Below are 16,703 nucleotides of genomic sequence, written 5' to 3' on the forward strand. Positions count from 1 at the left end.
CGATCGGAAAGGACTGTTGGAATGGTCCGTTTTGATACGAACCAGACTGGAAGCCGTTGATGCGGACGCCGAAGCGCGAACTCTCCGCCGTCGGCCTTCGGGGGCGAAGAGTGGCACAGGCTGATAGACGTACGTTGCGCTTATTGGCGCGAAAGTACCGCTCGTCACCTGCATCAAACCGTGGTCAAGGAACCATGATGACGACGCATGGAGCGAGGGTCGCTACCTTCTGCGACACGCTTCCGAGGAGCAATCCCGCAAGGCGTCCCTGGCCTCGTCGACCTATCACGATTGCATCGGCCTGCTCTCGTCGAGCCGTTTCGATGATCACCTCCGCAGGATCACCCCACCCAATTTGCACACGGACATCCGGGACACCGGCCCCCTCTGCTCGCTCCTTGGCCTGACGCAACGCCTGGTTCGAGAGTTCTTCAAGCGCATCGGCGGCATTTCCCTCGGCGCGTGCAAGCTGCCTCACCTCGTCGCCGGAAACATTTCCGCCAACGGTCAGGATGGACAAGCGACTTCCCGTAACCCGAGCCAGCTCTGCCGCCACCTCAGTCGCGCGACGGGCTCCCGTCGAACCATCCGTGGCAAGCAATATGCGCCGCATCGCGCTCCTCCATTCAAAAACAGACCTCGGCACTAAATCGCTAATTCAGGCAGCATGCCTCTCGATTGCATCGAGCAGTTTGCACGTGCTGTCTTGATTTTGGGTCAATCAGTCAGCGCCTAAGTCATTTGGCTGTGTACCCACCGTCCACGAGATGGTAGCTGCCGGTGATGAAGCTGGCATTGGTGGACAACAGGAAGCACGTCAGTGCCGAGACTTCCTCAGGTGTCCCCAGGCGGCCTACTGGATGCAAGGCCGCCAGCTGCCCGATCGTTTCGGCATCCAGGTTCTTCGTCAGCAATGGTGTATCGATGAAGGCGGGCCCAACGGCGTTGATACGAATGTTGTGGCCGGCATATTCCATGGCGGCTGTCTTCGTCAGCCCGATGAGCGCATGCTTGGTCGAGACATAGGCACAGGCATTCTCCCAACCAACGGAGCCGAGAATGGACGACATGTTGACGATCGCGCCTCCGCCGGATTTCAGCATCGCGGCTATTTCATATTTCAGACCGTAGAAGACGCCATTGAGATTGACGTCGATGATTTTCTGCCAGTCCTCAAGGGGATAATTGGCCGTCGTCTCGCTTGGCCCGCCGATGCCGGCATTGTTCACGGCGAACTGGAGCCCGCCAAAAATCTCGACTGCGAACACCACCATCTGCTCGACCGAGCGCGGATCTGCGACATCGACCCGACAGGCACGCGCATTGCCAAGCGTCGAAGCGATTTTGGTCACCGTTGTTTCTGCAGCCACCATATCTATGTCGGCGGCAACGACATGCGCACCGCGTGCCGCCAGTTCAATGGCGATTGCCGCGCCGATGCCTGATCCAGCCCCGGTCACGATCGCGGTCTTCCCTTCGAAATCTCTCATCACGTCACTCCATTGCGTGCCACTCTAGCGGCATGCGCAAAATGACGACTTGATCGTCGTCAAAACTGCGGCCGCAGGGAACGCCAATGGCCCCAAAGCGATCCCAGGAGATTTTCCACTTGCGAAAGTAGCGGTAAGCCGCTTGGCAAGCGTCTAAACAGAATCTCGCAATGCCGGTGATACATTCAGCACGCATGCTTTCGTGCGTCGAACAGCGCGCTCATACTGCGATCGTGCGCGTGGTGCGGCAGTGCCTTCACCAACCAAATCAATGATGCCAAGAATGTCATGACCGGGGTCGAGCGGCAGTTCCGATGAAGCAGATCACTGTCGACGACGTGCAGATTGGTCCGGCAGACAGCGCATGCCTCGACGTTCAACCTAATCTTGCCTACCCTGGAATTGGATCGAGACTGTCGATCACATTCAAAGGAGTTGTGATCATTTCGAGCACCATCGCTTTAACGACACCTGCCAAGCTTCCCAAAAAAAGGGGAGCAGACATGATCCGCTTCGCTCTAACGTCCAAACACATCAGGCGATCATAATGCGGTCATCGACCATATGGACCCCAGGCGCGGCCCAGGCGGCCCTCACTGTCGCACTCCGCTCGGCCCAGGTGTGTACCTTGCCATCGAGCGTGACCTTGCCGTCGGACACCTTGACTTCTATTGCCTTGGCTTCAACTTCGGCGTTGCGTTTCAATGCGTCTTCGATGCGCTTTTTTACATCCGACACTGACGCGCGGGGCCTTACCTCAATGTTGTTGTAGACGCCAAGCACGCCAGCCAGATACCTTATGGCGGCGAACGCTGCGACCCTCTGGTACTGCCAGTCCACCTTGCCAGTGAGTGTCACCCAGCCATTCTGGACCTTGACCTGCACCGCTCCGTCGGGAACCACCGTGTTCCAGCTGATTGTATGCAGAGCACGCCTAGCGATCTCGTCATCAGCGGTTACATTGGCGCCGAAGGGCCGCACTTCGATTTCCTGGGCGAGACCTTTTACGCCCTTGACAGAGAGTGTCGCATTTTCCGCTGCGGCCTTCTGCCCAAAGGTCGAGACATGGCCAGTCAGTGTGACCACACCGTTGTCGACGGCGACGCCGATGTCGGCCGCATCGATGCTGGGCTCGAACTCCAACTCATCGATAATGTTCTGTCGCAAGATATTGTCGTTCATGTTGCACCTCCACCAGCGGGTCGCACCCACTCACTTGACAATGTCAAAATGCAGAAAGGAGCGGCCGCCGCTTTGATGAGGATCAAAAGGGCAATGTGTTTCCAAATCGGAAAATCGATGGAACGCGAATGAACTCCTCAACTGGTAAATTCTGGACGCTCGCGACAATCTGTATCCGCGCCGTCTTACCGCGATACGCGTCAAACACGATTCTTCTGCCTGCTCGGACTCTTTGCGAGGCAGTTCAGATGCCGCGGGTGCAAAGATTTCCTTTTGACCCGCATCAAAGCTGCCGGCCCGGTCTTCCTGTTCATTGCCTCCCATCAGAGCCTTCAAATTGGGGAGAGCATCATGACTACGGTCGGCATCCACATTCCTGTTCGGAAAGTCGCGACCACGCCAACAGAACTTCGACTGGGTTCCCTGACCGCATTGGTGATTGGTTGAAGCATCCCTAGCGGGAACCCTGGATGTGGACTGGCGCCATCAGCGCGCTGTGAAGGGATTGGTTCAATGATGAATCTGCAACGTCGAAAACGATCTGGAATGGTGGTGGTTGCGACAAGATCTATCTGCTGACAGGGAAGGCATGGAACACTTCGAGACGTCAGAGAATGCCCCCACCCGCCTTCGGACCATCCCTGCAGGGATCTGGGCATTGGGCTTCGTCTCGCTGTTGATGGACGTCTCGTCGGAGATGATCCATGCTCTACTGCCGATCTACCTCGTGACCATCATGGGGGCATCGATGGTGACGGTCGGGGCTATCGAAGGCGTTGCTGAAGCGACGGCCGCCATCACCAAGGTCTTCTCCGGTGCGCTGTCTGATTGGCTGGGAAAGCGCAAGCTGCTGGCCGTCATCGGTTACGGCCTCGCCGCCGTCACGAAGCCGGTTTTCCCGCTGGCTTCGTCAGTCGGCTGGGTTATGGCGGCGCGCTTTGTCGACCGGATCGGTAAGGGAATCCGCGACGCACCCCGTGACGCTCTGATTGCAGATATTGCTCCGCCCGACTTGCGAGGCGCCAGTTTCGGTCTTCGTCAGTCGCTCGACACGGTTGGCGCATTCGTCGGGCCGCTGCTGGCGATTGGCTTCATGTGGCTGACCTCCAATCAGTTTCGGATCGTGTTCTGGGTCGCGATCCTACCTGGCGCGCTGGCGGTGGCCTTGCTGCTCGTTGTGGTCCAAGAGCCAGCGCGACCTGCAGGTCTGCACGAGGTGCGCGCGCCCTTGAGTCTGCCTGAGTTGCGGAGCCTTGGCTCTTCCTTCTGGCTCGTCGTTTGCGTCGCCACGGTGTTCACTCTGGCCAGATTCAGCGAGGCCTTTCTCATACTGCGCGCGCAAGCAATGGGCTTGCCGATCGTTCTCATTCCCCTGGTCCTCGTGGTCATGAACGTGATCTACTCACTCGCGGCTTATCCGGCGGGCGCGCTCTCCGATCGAGTCAATCGCCTGACAATGCTAATTCTCGGCTTTTTGATTCTGATTGCTGCGGACCTTGTCCTGGCGCGCCCGGGAAACCTTGCCGGTGTCGCGCTCGGCGTCGCTCTCTGGGGCCTCCATCTTGGGTTTACACAAGGGCTTCTGGCAACGCTGGTCGCCGATACGGCGCCGCCGGAACTGAGAGGCACAGCCTTCGGAATGTTCAATCTGTCGGGCGGGCTCGCACTGCTAGGGGCCAGCCTGCTGGCAGGCACGCTCTGGGAGACTTTTGGGCCGCAAATGACCTTCCTGGCGGGCGCGGGTTTCACCACGCTGGCGCTCCTTGGTCTTGGCCTGGTTCGTTGGCATTTTCCAACCCTTGGGCGCGATCAGAAGACTGAGACCGAAGAAGGCGCAATGTCCAGTCAATCCGAAACCCGGCCCTAACGCACGTTATCCGATGAACCAATTTGGCGGCGATAAAGTCGCATTGACACGGATCAAGGCCGAATTGCTTGACCGGTGTATAATTCAAAACAAATGGTTGGAACGAGGCTATCATGAAATCGCGGAGGATTTGGGTTCTGGTCGCAGATGGAGCACGAGCGCGAATTCTGCGCGATGTCCTGTCGACTGGGAAGACGCCTGACAAACAAGAGGATCTGGTGTTCCATTCGGAACCACGGCAATTGCGCGAGATCATGGCCGACAAGCCGGGTCGCAGCTTCGCTTCGACAGGGGCGCGACGATCGGCGATGGAATATCATTCCGAGCCTGTGCGCGAGCAGGACCGGGCCTTTGCTGCGATGCTGGCTCACACCTTGCACAGTCATCATGTTGCCGGAGATTTCGACCAGCTCGTGGTCGCTGCGGCTCCCCAGATGTTAGGCGACCTTCGCCAAGCCTTTCCGGAGAGTCTTCTTAAGATCACGACGGCGGAAATAGCCAAGGATTTCACCAAGCTGCCGTCACATGAGCTTCGGGACGCGATCCGGAAGCTCGAGATCAAGCACCTGTCCGTGGATTGACGACCAGTGGCTAGCAGGCTTCTCGTCGTCCACCGAGTTCGCCCTATTCTCTCCGCGGATCGATCTGGCAACCGACTGTGCCTATGCGAATTCCAAGCTTCTTGACCCTACCGGGTGATAGACGATGTTGATACGCACCCTAAGTGTGGCCGAATGTGCAAAGGTGCTGGCCGGGCACAATTTGGCCCGCTTGGCCTGCGCCAAGGACGGGCGCCCCTATGTAGTTCCCATCTATTACGCGTACGCGGATGAAGTACTTTATGCCTTCTCCATTCCGGGCAAGAAGATCGACTGGATGCGTGCCAATCCGCATGTGTCGGTGCTCGTCGAAAGTCCGCGACAAAGAGGTCAGTGGAAGAGCGTCATCGCGGACGGACGCTATGAGGAGCTGCCCGAGAGGATTGGGCACAAGCGGGAGCGGGATCATGCTTGGTCGTTGCTCAGCACTCATTCGAATTGGTGGGAGCCGGGCGCCCTGAAGCCGGCCACGCCTCCCTTGGCCGACGATGCTCGGCACATATTCTTTCGTATAGTTCTCGATGAGGTTTCGGGGCGCGAAGCGAAGGAGTGACGAGCGGGCGGCCAAGGGCGTAATTGGGGCCTTCGCCGGCGCCATAATCTTCGGCAGCGTTGTCAGGATACTGGAGACGGCTTTTATTGCGCCCCGAGGGACACTCACGTATCGCCCGCTGAAGGGGTGACAACGCGGATGTTGTCTACCACGCGGACAGCGCCCGACGTGTTTTCGGCTGCGACGCGTATCGCTGCGCGCACATTTTCATCCGCGACCGTGCCATTGAGATGGACAACACCGTCGTGAACGACGACGTCGATCGCGACGTCAAGCATCCAGGCCTTGTTTTCAACTTCCTCCATAATGCGCTTGCGGATTTCCAAGTCGTTGACGACCGATAAAGGGATTTCACCAGCATGGCGCGACAGCGCCGACAATAGGTTGGAGCGGCTGACGATGCCGATCACTTTGCCATCGCTGACGACCGGCAGCCGCTTGATGCCACGCTTTTCCATCAGGTCGACGATCTCGCTGACCGGCGCATCCGGGCCAACGCTTGCGACGTCGCGGCTCATGACGTGCTCGACCTCCCGTCCATGCTCCTGAGCATACTCCTGCGCCAGCTGGCTCCTACTCAGCCAGATTTCGAGCCATTTTGGGCGGTGACGCGCGGTTCCGATCTCCTCCCTACGCAACAGGTCGCGCTCGGTAACAATGCCCAGCAGCTTGCCTTGTGCGTTGACGACCGGCAGGCCGCTGATGCGATGCTCAAGCATGACGCGCGCGGCATGTTCTATCGTTGTGTCGGGACGGACGGTCGTCGCCCCCATGGTCATGATGTCGCTGGCTCTCATTGTCTTACCTCACTGTTTTTGGCCGCCGCTTCCGCCATGGCGACCTTGCGCTTCACCGCGATGAAGCTGTCGGGACTGACCGAGATCGAGTCGATGCCGCAGTCGACGAGGAATGTCGCGAATTCGGGATGATCGCTTGGCGCTTGCCCACACAGGCCAATCTTGGCGCCGGACTTGCGGGCCGCACTGATGACGCTTGAGATCATCCATTTGACCGCGGCATCCTGTTCGTCGAACAGGCTCGCGAGCTCGGCAGAGTCCCGATCGACGCCAAGAGTAAGCTGCGTAAGGTCGTTCGATCCGATCGAGAAGCCATCGAAGCGTTTTGCGAATTCCGCCGCGAGAATGACGTTTGACGGGATTTCGCACATGACGAAAACCTCCAGGCCATCTTCACCGCGCCTCAGTCCGTTCGCTGCCATGGCCTCGAGCACCTGGTCGGCCTCATGCGTCGACCGGCAAAACGGGATCATCACGATGACGTTCCGAAATCCCATTTCGTTCCGCAGCCGGCGGATGGCTCGGCACTCCAGCGCGAAGCCCTCTCGGTAACGTGGGGAGTAGTAGCGGGACGCGCCTCGGAACCCGACCATCGGGTTTTCCTCCTTTGGCTCGAACTGCGCGCCACCGATCAGCCCAGCATATTCATTGGTCTTGAAATCGCTCATGCGCACGATGACGGGCTTCGGGTAAAGCGCCGCCGCAATGCGCGACAGCCCGCGCGCCAGCCGGTCGACAAAATAGTCCGTCTTGTCCGCATAGCCGACCGTCAATTCCGCAATCTCGCGCTTGGCACCCTCGTCCTTGAGCTGCTCATAGTGCACCAGCGCCATCGGATGGACGCGGATGTGGTTGCTCACCACGAACTCCATGCGTGCGAGACCTACGCCGTCTGCAGGAAGACGCCACCAGTGCAGCGCGGCGGCCGGATTTGCCAGATTGAGCATAATCTGGGTGTGCGTTTCTGGAAGGTTTGTCATGTCGACCATTTCCGTTTCGAAGTCGGCCGTCCCTTCGTAGACAAACCCCTGGTCACCTTCGGCGCAGGACACCGTTACCACCTGCTCGCCATGCAGCAATTCGGTCGCGTTGCCGGTACCGACGATTGCTGGCAAGCCGAGTTCGCGACTGACGATGGCGGCATGCGATGTGCGCCCGCCGTGATCGGTGACGATCGCCACTGCCCGCTTCATGATCGGTACCCAGTCCGGATCGGTGGTTCCGGTGACGAGGATTGCACCGTCTACGAAGTTGGCGATATCGCGGGCATTTTCGATCAAGCAGACGCGGCCTGCGACGACCGCATCGCCGATAGCAAGGCCAGTAATGAGCTTCCTGCCCTTTCGCGTGATCGTGTAAGACCTGAATGCTGCCACTTCGCGACGGGACTGGACTGTCTCTGGCCGCGCCTGGACGATGAAGGTCTCGCCTGTCTCGCCGTCCTTTGCCCATTCCATGTCCATCGGACAGCCGTAATGGGCCTCGATCGCAGTAGCCCATCTGGCAAGCACCAGGATATCCTGATCCTCAAGCACGAAAGCCGTGCGCTCGATCTTCGAGGTTGGCACGTTGCGGGTTGGCTTCTCGCCGGTGGCGTAGATCATCTTCTGCGCCTTGCCGCCGCACTTCTTGCCGATGATGGGGACAAGAGCGGGAGCGGAGAGCAGGGGCTTGAAGACTTGATATTCGTCGGGATCGACGGCGCCCTGCACAACATTTTCGCCCAGCCCCCAGGCGGCGTCGATGACGACCACATCCTTGAAGCCGGTTTCCGTGTCGATCGAGAACATGACGCCCGATCCGCCAAGATCCGAACGGACCATCTGCTGCACGCCGATTGAAAGGGCGACGCTCATGTGGTCGAAGCCTTTTGCCTGGCGATAGCTGATGGCTCGATCGGTAAAGAGCGAGGCGTAGCAGCGGCGGCATGCCACCAATAGCGCCTTGTCGCCGCGAATGTTCAAGAAGGTTTCCTGCTGGCCGGCGAAGCTCGCGTCGGGCAGATCCTCGGCGGTCGCGCTCGAACGCACGGCGACATCGACCTCTGCTTTTCCAATGCGCTGGCAAAGCTCGCGATAGGCGGTAGTGATTGCGGTCGCGGTTTCCTCGGGCCAATCACCATGCAGAAACAATTCCCGAATCGCCCGGCCTGTTTCCGCAAGAGAAGCCTTACCTGCACCCAGTGCGCCAAGCAGCTCTTGGATGCGCCCCTTTAGCCGGTTCGCTTGTATGAAATCCCAGTAGGCATCAGCCGTGGTCGCAAAACCAGGCGGGACACGAATGCCTTTTGGCGCCAGAGCCTGCACCATCTCGCCGAGTGAAGCATTCTTGCCACCGACACGGCCGACATCACCGCGTCCGATCTCTTCAAATCGGACTGCTAGCTTGTCGGCTCGTGAAGACCGCCCACTCATTCGACTCTCCTCTGACGTTGTTGTCAGTCTGCCAACTTCGCGGTCAGAAGCTTTGATCCCAGTCAAGAATTTCAAAGAGGGGCGTCCGTCCGAATGCCCTTGTCGATCTACTGCCATCGGTATGTCGGCATGGACAGCGCGCCGCACTGGCCAGCAACCGGTCTATGTCATGCGTCGGCCATGGCGAGTTCGGAGCGAGTGCCTCGCGGGTTTCGTTCTCGTCGGGTTGGAGTGACTGCTCCAGCAGCGCCACCGCGGAGATGACCATGCCGCTGGTTCAGGCACCGCGCTGCATCGCGTCCTCATCAAGGAAGGCCTGCTGAGCCGGGCGCAGAACCTCTCCCTTTGCCACCCCTCGTTCGGGACGAGCTCTTTGCCGACGACATGATCGAGGCCCGTGACACGGGCCGGGACGGCCTTATGGTTGACCAGCGTATAGCAGGCACCGCACGCGCCGTGACCGCGGCCGAAGTGCTCCCCCCTCAGTCCCAGATCGTCGCCGCAGCGGGCTGAGGAGCGAATATCCGGGCGGTGCGTTCAGGTTCCGCACCATTGATCGTTGTGTACATATGCGTCACCGGCTCCATACGATTCTGGCTTTCCCGCGCGGGGTCGGTGGTGGCAGCGTACCGCGATGGCCGAGAATGATCGGTGCGACCGCGTGCCAGCGTGCTGGGATGCCGAGCTTGGCCTTCACTGCCGGATCGTTCAGCCACGGTCGCGAAAGACCGATCCAGCACGTCCCAAGACCTCTTGCATGCGCAGCCAGCATGAAATTCTCGCCGGCCAGGCAGCAGTCCTCGGATGACTGGCTCTCATCATTGATGGCACAGATGACCACAAGCGCGGCCGCGCCGTGAAAGACCGCGAAGGCCGGGTCGGCAGCATGAATGGCAAGCGGTGAGCCGGGGGGCAGGTGTGCCTGCACATGGTGCTTGGCTTCCGCCGAAAGCCCATGCAGGCGCTCGACTCCCTGGACGACGGCGAAGCCCCATGGCTGAAGGTTGACGGCACTCGGCGCCAGGATGGCGGCCCCTATCAGTTCTTCGATTACGTCTTCTTCTATAGGAACGCCCGTGAACTCGCGCACGGCACGCCGAGTGCGCAATGCTTCCATCAGTTCCATCACACGCTCCAAAGCTGGCTTCGCGTCAGTCTACCGTGACGACACGGGCCACGGTTTGATGCATCTCAATGCGGGGGCTTTTGCATTCGTTATGCTGCGGCGCGGCGGCGAAGGCTGAGTAGTCGATTTGCGCCCACATCCCAATTTGACGCAAATCAACGACGTCACCACGCATCCGTCGCAGGCTTGTTTTAAGTCGGACCGATCCGACCTGATGGGAGGTTAAAATGAAACTGTTCATTGGCGTGGCGATCGCGTTTGGGCTTGGACTGGCGATGGCATCCACCGCCGCGCGAGCGGACGGCACCGTGGAGGTGCTTCACTGGTGGACATCGGGCGGTGAGGCAAAAGCCGTCGGCGAACTGAAGAAATCATTTGAGGCCCAGGGAGGCACCTGGATCGACTCACCGATCGCCGGCGGCGGCGGCGACGCCGCCAGAAGGTCCTGGCAAGCCTGATCATGTCGCCTGCTTTCCAGGAGACTTTCAACCTTGCCAAAGGCTCGATCCCCGCGCGTACCGACGTGCCGCTGAACAAGTTCGATTCCTGCGCGCTGAAGTCGCACGAAGACCTGTTGGCGGCGATCAAGGACAACTCGCTGGTGCCTTCCATGGCTCATGAGATGGCGGTCTCGCGCACCGTGCGTGGCGAGTTCCTCGACCTCGTGACGAACTTCTTCAACTCCGACATGAGTTCGGCAGATGCTGTCAATGCGCTTGCCAAAGCGGTGAAGCGCGCGCAGCAGCCGTGAGCTGAATCGTTGCGGGACCGCCCTCCGCGGTCCCGTCCCGGCGAAGGTGAAGTCCTGGGGAGCGAAGGGCACGCTCATTCGACCGCTATCCTCCGACGGGACTGAGACGGGACTGAGACGGGATTGAAATGACGCCCCGCGATCGTCTGCTCGCGTCCTTGCGACGCATGCCGTCGACGCCGCCTAAATGAATTCTGCCGTGCAGCACATTTGATCCGAGGAACGCCATCAAAATGGACCGGGGCCGATCCGAGGATCGCAAATCGAAACGCAAACAGCAGGCGACCGTGGATATTCATCCTGTTCCTTCGCCACCCCACCCATCGCAGAGGCAGCTGCCGTTGCCCTGGCAAACCCCCAAGCCTCCCGAAGACGATCCCGGGGCAGCGCGCCGGCTTGAGGCCATTCTAGCCAGTCCCAGTTATCGGCTGCCCGTCGAGGATCCCGCCTTTCTCGAGAACGATGACACCCGTGGCCCGCGGCTTGAGATTGACTATCTGAAGCCAGAAATGCTGCTGCGCCAGCACGGCATTCGCGGAACGATTGTCGTTTTCGGTAGCACCCGCATCTGCGAGCCTACTGCCGCGCAGCGTAACCTCCGGGCACTTCGTGACAGGGAGATCGCGCAACCGGACGCTGACGCGAGCTTACGCCTCGGCGCGGCCGAACGCATCGCAGCAAAGGCCCACTTCTACGATGTCGCACGTCAGTTCGGCAGATTGGTCAGCCGTGCCAACCATGATCAGCAAGATCGCCGCATCGTCATCATGACCGGTTCCGGACCAGGGATCATGGAGGCCGCCAATCGCGGCGCCTTCGATCTCGGCGCGCCATCGGTGGGCCTCAACATCAGCCTACCGCACGAGCAATACCCCAATCCGTATGTCAGCCCGGAACTATGCTTTCGGGTGCACTATTTTGCCATCCGGAAGCTTCATTTCCTGCTGCGGGCCAAGGCTCTCATCGCCTTCCCCGGCGGATTTGGAACGTTCGACGAGCTGTTCGAAACTCTGACCCTCGTTCAGACCCGCAAGATCAAGCCGATCCCAATCATCCTCGTGGGTGAGAAATTCTGGCGCCGCGCAATCGACATCGATTTCTTGGTCGAGGAAGGGGTCATCGATCCCGAGGATCGCGATCTCTTCTGGTTTGCCGAAACCGCGGAGGAAATCTGGGAGGGCATTCTTCGGTGGCATGCGGCAGCTGGAGAGCCGCTCTATCCTGTTGGGGGCGCCGGCACATGAGGATTTCTATCCATGGCTCGCGCTGTGGTGTCACGGGCTCCTGTCATTTCTCGAGTGCACCGGTCGGCGCATCCTGACTGACTGCGGATTCTTTCAGACCGTCACTCAAGTTCGAGCTGCCGCATGTAGAGTGCGTGCTGGCGTCAGTACCCGCGGATGAACTGCTTCGGCGCCTTGAGACAGGACAAAGTGCCCGTAGGAACGATGTTCCGGTTCGAGGTCAACATGAACCGCGCAAAGATTTTCGATCCCGCAACCGGCCTTCACCTCTGACGTCATGCTCCTCGATGAGGCCCATCAGGAACCTAATTTTTTGCGAGCCTCGGGACAGGGCGCATTTCAACCAGCCGACGCCGAACGCCTTGGCCTGGCGGCAATAGATGTTGTCGAGGTCAAGGTGTATTCGTGTTGATGTTTGCGCTAGGTCAAGGCGGCGACAGGCCGGGTCCGAGCAAGCTGTTTTTAAGATAGCCAGTCCCAATTGGCGCACGCGATACATAAGCGCGTCAGTTGCTGCACCGGTTGGGTGTGAAGGATTGCCGAACAGCTCGTGACACGGATCCTAACCATAACGCTCAACCCGGCGGTCGACGTTTCAAGCGAAACGGAAGCCGTGCGCCCGACCCGCAAGGTGCGAACCACCGACACAAGGTTTGATCCCGGCGGTGGCGGTATCAATGTCGCCCGCGTCATCACGGCGTTAGGAGGAGAAGCCGAAGCCTACTTCCTTGCAGGAGGAGAGACAGGCTCGCTACTGGCGCGCCTGCTGCAAAAGGAAGGAGTGCTCGGTCACCTGGTGCCGATCAGGGGCGATACCAGGATCAGCTTCATGGTTCGCGAACGCAGCACGGGCCTCGAATATCGCTTTGTTCCCGAAGGGCCCTCAGTGCGACCCGGAGAATTGAAGCCGTGTCTAGATATAATTGCGTCCCACACAGGGCAGTACGTTATTGCGAGCGGAAGTCTACCCAAGAACACAGCTTCCGACATTTACGGCCGAATGGCCAAGTTGGCAGCAGCGCGCGGTGCGAAATTTGTTCTCGACAGTTCCGGCACCGGTCTCGGTACGACGCTCAAGCATTCTAGTGTCTTCCTGGTGAAACCGAGCCTTGGGGAGTTGGAGCAGTTTGTCGGCCACAAACTTGATGAAATGGGTGTCCGCCAAGCTGCGTCCGACATCGTGGCCGGCGGTGCGGCAGAGTTGGTCGCGGTTACCATGGGCGCAGACGGAGCACTCCTTGCCAGCGCTCAGGGTGTACTGCGCGTACCTGCGATCCCTGTGCGCGCGCGCTCTACCGTCGGCGCGGGAGACAGCTTCCTCGGAGCAATGATCTGGGCACTCTCCGAAGGTAAGGCCCCTGGGGAGGCGCTCAGATTGGGCGTTGCGGCCGGTGCCGCTGCAATAATGAGGCCCGGATTTCAACTTTGCCGTCAAAAGGACGTGTTCGACCTGAGCGCGGCTGCACTGTCAAAATAGCGGATGGACCAATGCGCTGAGCGAGCTTCTCTGGCGTCGAGATCTGGTGGCAGGCTCGTCGGACAAGACCTGGACGCGGACCTCCCGCGAAATGCTTCCCAATGTGTCAGGACAAAAATTCCGCTTGGGACAGCGCTACTGCCGCACCTCGCAATCCCGCGTCCAGCGCCTTGATCACAAAGATCGGGATCGGCTCAAGAAAGGACGACAGGCGCCCCTTGTATTGAAACTCCCTGTGGAAAAACGCCAAACGGAAAGCGGTGGCTTCTGAAGGGTCGAAAACCCTCGCGGGGATGCCGCCGCCGAGATAGACGCCGCCCCGAGCGCCGTAGACAAGGGCCATGTCGCCCGCGAAACGACCTAGCCATCTCTCAAGATATCCGAGCGCCTCGAGCGCGAGGCGATTCTCACCGTGCAGCGCCTGTTCTACGATCTCGGGTGCCGACGCTAAATCCGCCGCGCCCCCCTGCATCGACGCCAGCGCCTGGTAGATCTGCACGAGCCCAGGACCCGAAATCAAGCGCTCCGCCGACACGTGCTTTTCGTTTTTTGCGATGAGCTTGATGAGTGAGAGTTCATCGGCATCTTCGGCCGCGAAGGAAATGTGGCCGCCTTCGCTGGGTAATGCGATCCAGCCTGACGGAGAAGAGACAAGACCCGCAACACCCAGACCCGTGCCCGGTCCCAGCACGACTTTCGGCGCACGATCCACCGGGTCTCCTCCGCCGATCTTGTGGAGGTCGTGTGGCCCCAAGAAGGGCAAAGACATGGCGAGCGCCTCGAAATCATTGACCAAATGAACGTACTTCGCGCCGCTTGCTAAGCACAGATCCTTGCGCGAGAAGGACCATGGGAGATTCGTCATGCGGACAGTCTGTTCCGTAACCGGACCGGCAATAGCGAAACCAGCGATCGAAGGCCGATGCGGGATGCAATCCATGTAGGCTTTGATCGCGGTCTGGAGCGATGGGAACATGTCGCAGCGAAAGCTGGCGAAATGTTTGATTGTGAGTTCATCGATGTCCGCAATCGCAAACCGCGCGTTGGTTCCGCCTATGTCAGCCACAAGAGCGATGCGAGATTTGTCCGTTAGGGTCATGATTCCAGCGCTCACTTCAAAGGGATAGATTCAACGCAACAGGATGCTCCGTTGAATTCCAACTGATCATTCGCAAAGGCAGGCAGGCGTTGTCGCCACACCTAGACATTTGAATGCTAGCACAGGCACTCAAAGGCATTTTGATTCACGTCAACAGACGATCCGGGTCTCTGCTCGAGCTTCAAGAGTGAGCGTCTCGCATAAAATCCTGGACCTGCGCGGATAGGTCGTGGCAGCGCTACAGCCCCATGTCCTGGCTTTCACGGAAATCGTCGGCCGCTTCCAGCGCTGATCTCAATCATGGGCGCGGTCCACGCAACGGTCAGGAATATGGCTGAGCCACTATTTATCGACCGCAGGGGGCGTTCCCGCGGACACCCTTGCCTGTGCGGCGTCCATCAAGGCGATCACGTCCTGATCTCTCAATTGATGGAAATCGCGATAATAAAGACCGATCGCCTGAAAGAATTCGGGCTCTTCAAGACAGACGACATCGTCGGCCTCTTTCCTCAGCGCCTCGATCGTCTCAGGCGGGGCCACCGGAACCGCCACTACGATGCTGCAGGGCTTGCGTCGCCGTAAGCCACGGATCGCAGCCCGAACGGTCGCGCCTGTTGCTATCCCGTCGTCGACAATGATGGCAATCCGGCTCTTGACATCGAGAGGGTGGCGATTGCCAGCATAAAGGCGACGTCGACGTTCGATTTCAGCGAGTTCCCTCTCGCATGACTTGTCAAACTCTGCCGCCGACACCCAGGCAAGGCGAATGACATCTGCGTTGCGCACAACGATGGGATCATCGCCGTCGATGATCGCGCCCATGGCAAGTTCGGGGTGGGTTGGTACCCCGATCTTACGCACCAGAAGCAGGTCAAGAGGAGCCTCCAGATAGGAGGCAACCTCCGCCGCCACCGGTACGCCGCCGCGAGGCAAGGCCAGTACCACGACATTGTCGCCTCGATAGCGATCAAGGGCCTTGCCCAGCCGTTTTCCTGCCTCGGAGCGATCTGCGAACGGCATGGGATCAACCTTCTCTCGCATGGCGGGCTGCCGGCGAGAGGTGGCGCGTGAACCACGCGCTTGCCTCGGCGACAACAGCATCGAGCGCACCAGATTCTGAAAAAAGATGACTCGCGCCCGGAATAACCTTCAACTCCTTGGGACAGGTGAGACGCGCCAGCGCCGATCTGTTCAGCGCAAGAACATCCTGGTCGTTGCCGCCGACAATCAGCAATGTCGGCGCACGCACCTCTTCGAGTGCAGCCGCCGCCATATCTGGTCGTCCGCCGCGCGACACGACCGCGCCTATCCTGTCTCCGAGCGCCGCGGCCGAAACGAGGGCGGCTGCGGCACCAGTGCTTGCGCCAAACAATCCCACTGGCAATTTATCCGTCCGCGGGTCCGCGAAGGTCCAATTCAAGGTCGTAGTCAGGCGTTCTGCGAGCAGCGGGATGTCGAAAACATTGGATCTGTCCGCCTCTTCGTCCTTCGTCAGCAAATCAAACAGCAAAGTGGCAAATCCGGCATGATTGAGGGCTTCCGCCACATAGGTGTTGCGCGGGCTGAACCGGCTTGAACCGCTGCCGTGAGCGAAGGCAATGATGCCACGTGACTGTTGCGGAATGCGCAGCGATCCGACCAATCCAATCGGAGGGATCAAAACCTCGGCGACTTCCGCGCGATCGCTGGGGTACGATTTGGGACTCCTGCTCACCGCTTCGCTCCAGGTCGGTCTAATTTCGGGACCGTGACAGAGCTTTGCGGTTGGCCGTGCTGCTTCGAGGGCGCACGATGTTCGACATCAATGGGGCCGGCGAGGGTTCCAAGTGCGACCAGAACTTGACGCAGCACGTCAGTCTCTTCGCCAGGCATGCCTTCCTCGAGAGCGACGGCCTCTTCTTCCGCATTGTACTGCCAGCGACGGAGGATCTCGAACTTCTGTTCCTTTGATAGCGTTGTTGGCGCCAAGACATTCTCCGGCTGACCAAAAACCGATGCTGGGTCGTTCAAGGCCTCTTCGAAATCAATCGCTGCCATCGAATTCAATCCCTAGGCTTGCGGGACGACGCCTGTCGGTCCGATGCAAAGTCCATAGTAGTGCCTA

The 16,703-nt window shown here is 59.5% G+C and carries 18 protein-coding genes; 8 read left to right on the forward strand and 10 right to left on the reverse strand.

Annotated features, from left to right (window positions below):
- Positions 1–184 precede the first annotated feature (184 nt).
- The 3 genes from ASD99_RS26365 to ASD99_RS26375 all read right to left on the reverse strand — a co-directional run bounded on the left by ASD99_RS26365 (position 185) and on the right by ASD99_RS26375 (position 2,672).
- Positions 185–613, reverse strand: coding sequence for a universal stress protein (locus ASD99_RS26365; protein ID WP_056586366.1), 429 nt, complete (start codon positions 611–613; stop codon positions 185–187).
- Positions 614–737: 124 nt separating this feature from the next.
- Positions 738–1,490, reverse strand: a complete 753-nt coding sequence (locus ASD99_RS26370; protein WP_057145377.1) for an SDR family NAD(P)-dependent oxidoreductase — start codon at positions 1,488–1,490, stop codon at positions 738–740.
- A gap of 534 nt (positions 1,491–2,024) precedes the next feature.
- Positions 2,025–2,672 carry a BON domain-containing protein gene (locus tag ASD99_RS26375; RefSeq protein WP_056586359.1) on the reverse strand — a complete coding sequence of 216 codons (648 nt, stop codon included), beginning with the start codon at positions 2,670–2,672 and terminating at the stop codon, positions 2,025–2,027.
- 273 nt (positions 2,673–2,945) lie between these two features.
- On the opposite strand from ASD99_RS26375, the gene ASD99_RS33675 reads away from it, so the two are divergent.
- The 4 genes from ASD99_RS33675 to ASD99_RS26390 all read left to right on the forward strand — a co-directional run bounded on the left by ASD99_RS33675 (position 2,946) and on the right by ASD99_RS26390 (position 5,691).
- Positions 2,946–3,119, forward strand: coding sequence for a hypothetical protein (locus ASD99_RS33675; protein ID WP_156389082.1), 174 nt, complete (start codon positions 2,946–2,948; stop codon positions 3,117–3,119).
- Between the two features lie 142 nt (positions 3,120–3,261).
- A complete protein-coding gene (locus ASD99_RS26380; protein WP_082583426.1) occupies positions 3,262–4,539 on the forward strand; it encodes an MFS transporter in 1,278 nt (425 codons plus the stop codon).
- A 113-nt stretch (positions 4,540–4,652) separates the two neighbouring features.
- Positions 4,653–5,120 carry a host attachment protein gene (locus tag ASD99_RS26385; protein WP_056586355.1) on the forward strand — a complete coding sequence of 156 codons (468 nt, stop codon included), beginning with the start codon at positions 4,653–4,655 and terminating at the stop codon, positions 5,118–5,120.
- A gap of 124 nt (positions 5,121–5,244) precedes the next feature.
- Positions 5,245–5,691 carry a pyridoxamine 5'-phosphate oxidase family protein gene (locus ASD99_RS26390; protein WP_056586351.1) on the forward strand — a complete coding sequence of 149 codons (447 nt, stop codon included), beginning with the start codon at positions 5,245–5,247 and terminating at the stop codon, positions 5,689–5,691.
- Between the two features lie 104 nt (positions 5,692–5,795).
- Here the strand turns inward: ASD99_RS26390 and ASD99_RS26395 are convergent, their stop codons facing one another.
- From ASD99_RS26395 to ASD99_RS26405, 3 genes are all read right to left on the reverse strand, one after another.
- On the reverse strand, positions 5,796–6,488 hold the full coding sequence (locus ASD99_RS26395; protein WP_057145379.1) for a CBS domain-containing protein: 693 nt from the start codon (positions 6,486–6,488) through the stop codon (positions 5,796–5,798).
- Positions 6,485–8,902, reverse strand: a complete 2,418-nt coding sequence (ppsA, locus tag ASD99_RS26400; protein ID WP_057145381.1) for a phosphoenolpyruvate synthase — start codon at positions 8,900–8,902, stop codon at positions 6,485–6,487. The genes ASD99_RS26395 and ppsA overlap by 4 nt, the downstream gene beginning before the upstream one ends.
- A gap of 574 nt (positions 8,903–9,476) precedes the next feature.
- Positions 9,477–10,028, reverse strand: a complete 552-nt coding sequence (locus tag ASD99_RS26405) for a nitroreductase family protein (protein WP_057145382.1) — start codon at positions 10,026–10,028, stop codon at positions 9,477–9,479.
- Between the two features lie 227 nt (positions 10,029–10,255).
- Here ASD99_RS26405 and ASD99_RS26410 point away from each other — a divergent pair, with 227 nt between their 5' ends.
- The 4 genes from ASD99_RS26410 to ASD99_RS26425 all read left to right on the forward strand — a co-directional run bounded on the left by ASD99_RS26410 (position 10,256) and on the right by ASD99_RS26425 (position 13,500).
- Positions 10,256–10,486, forward strand: a complete 231-nt coding sequence (locus ASD99_RS26410) for a hypothetical protein (protein ID WP_056586338.1) — start codon at positions 10,256–10,258, stop codon at positions 10,484–10,486.
- A gap of 2 nt (positions 10,487–10,488) precedes the next feature.
- Positions 10,489–10,779, forward strand: coding sequence for a hypothetical protein (locus ASD99_RS26415; RefSeq protein ID WP_056586335.1), 291 nt, complete (start codon positions 10,489–10,491; stop codon positions 10,777–10,779).
- A gap of 233 nt (positions 10,780–11,012) precedes the next feature.
- Positions 11,013–12,023, forward strand: a complete 1,011-nt coding sequence (locus ASD99_RS26420) for an LOG family protein (protein WP_082525411.1) — start codon at positions 11,013–11,015, stop codon at positions 12,021–12,023.
- 550 nt (positions 12,024–12,573) lie between these two features.
- Positions 12,574–13,500 (forward strand): 1-phosphofructokinase family hexose kinase, encoded by a 927-nt coding sequence (locus ASD99_RS26425; protein WP_057145383.1) that lies wholly within the window; start codon positions 12,574–12,576, stop codon positions 13,498–13,500.
- Positions 13,501–13,606: 106 nt separating this feature from the next.
- Here the strand turns inward: ASD99_RS26425 and glk are convergent, their stop codons facing one another.
- From glk to ASD99_RS32795, 4 genes are all read right to left on the reverse strand, one after another.
- Positions 13,607–14,599, reverse strand: a complete 993-nt coding sequence (gene glk, locus ASD99_RS26430; protein WP_057145385.1) for a glucokinase — start codon at positions 14,597–14,599, stop codon at positions 13,607–13,609.
- A gap of 342 nt (positions 14,600–14,941) precedes the next feature.
- Entirely contained in the window at positions 14,942–15,640 is a 699-nt protein-coding gene (locus ASD99_RS26435; protein WP_320410786.1) for a phosphoribosyltransferase, read from the reverse strand.
- A complete protein-coding gene (locus ASD99_RS26440; RefSeq protein ID WP_057145387.1) occupies positions 15,624–16,313 on the reverse strand; it encodes a dienelactone hydrolase family protein in 690 nt (229 codons plus the stop codon). Before ASD99_RS26440 ends, ASD99_RS26435 begins: the two co-directional genes overlap by 17 nt.
- Complete coding sequence (locus ASD99_RS32795; protein ID WP_200951045.1) at positions 16,310–16,636, reverse strand: hypothetical protein; 327 nt, start codon at positions 16,634–16,636, stop codon at positions 16,310–16,312. Before ASD99_RS32795 ends, ASD99_RS26440 begins: the two co-directional genes overlap by 4 nt.
- Positions 16,637–16,703 lie beyond the last annotated feature (67 nt).

It is taken from the genome of Mesorhizobium sp. Root695, assembly GCF_001428185.1.
Taxonomy (GTDB): domain Bacteria; phylum Pseudomonadota; class Alphaproteobacteria; order Rhizobiales; family Rhizobiaceae; genus Mesorhizobium.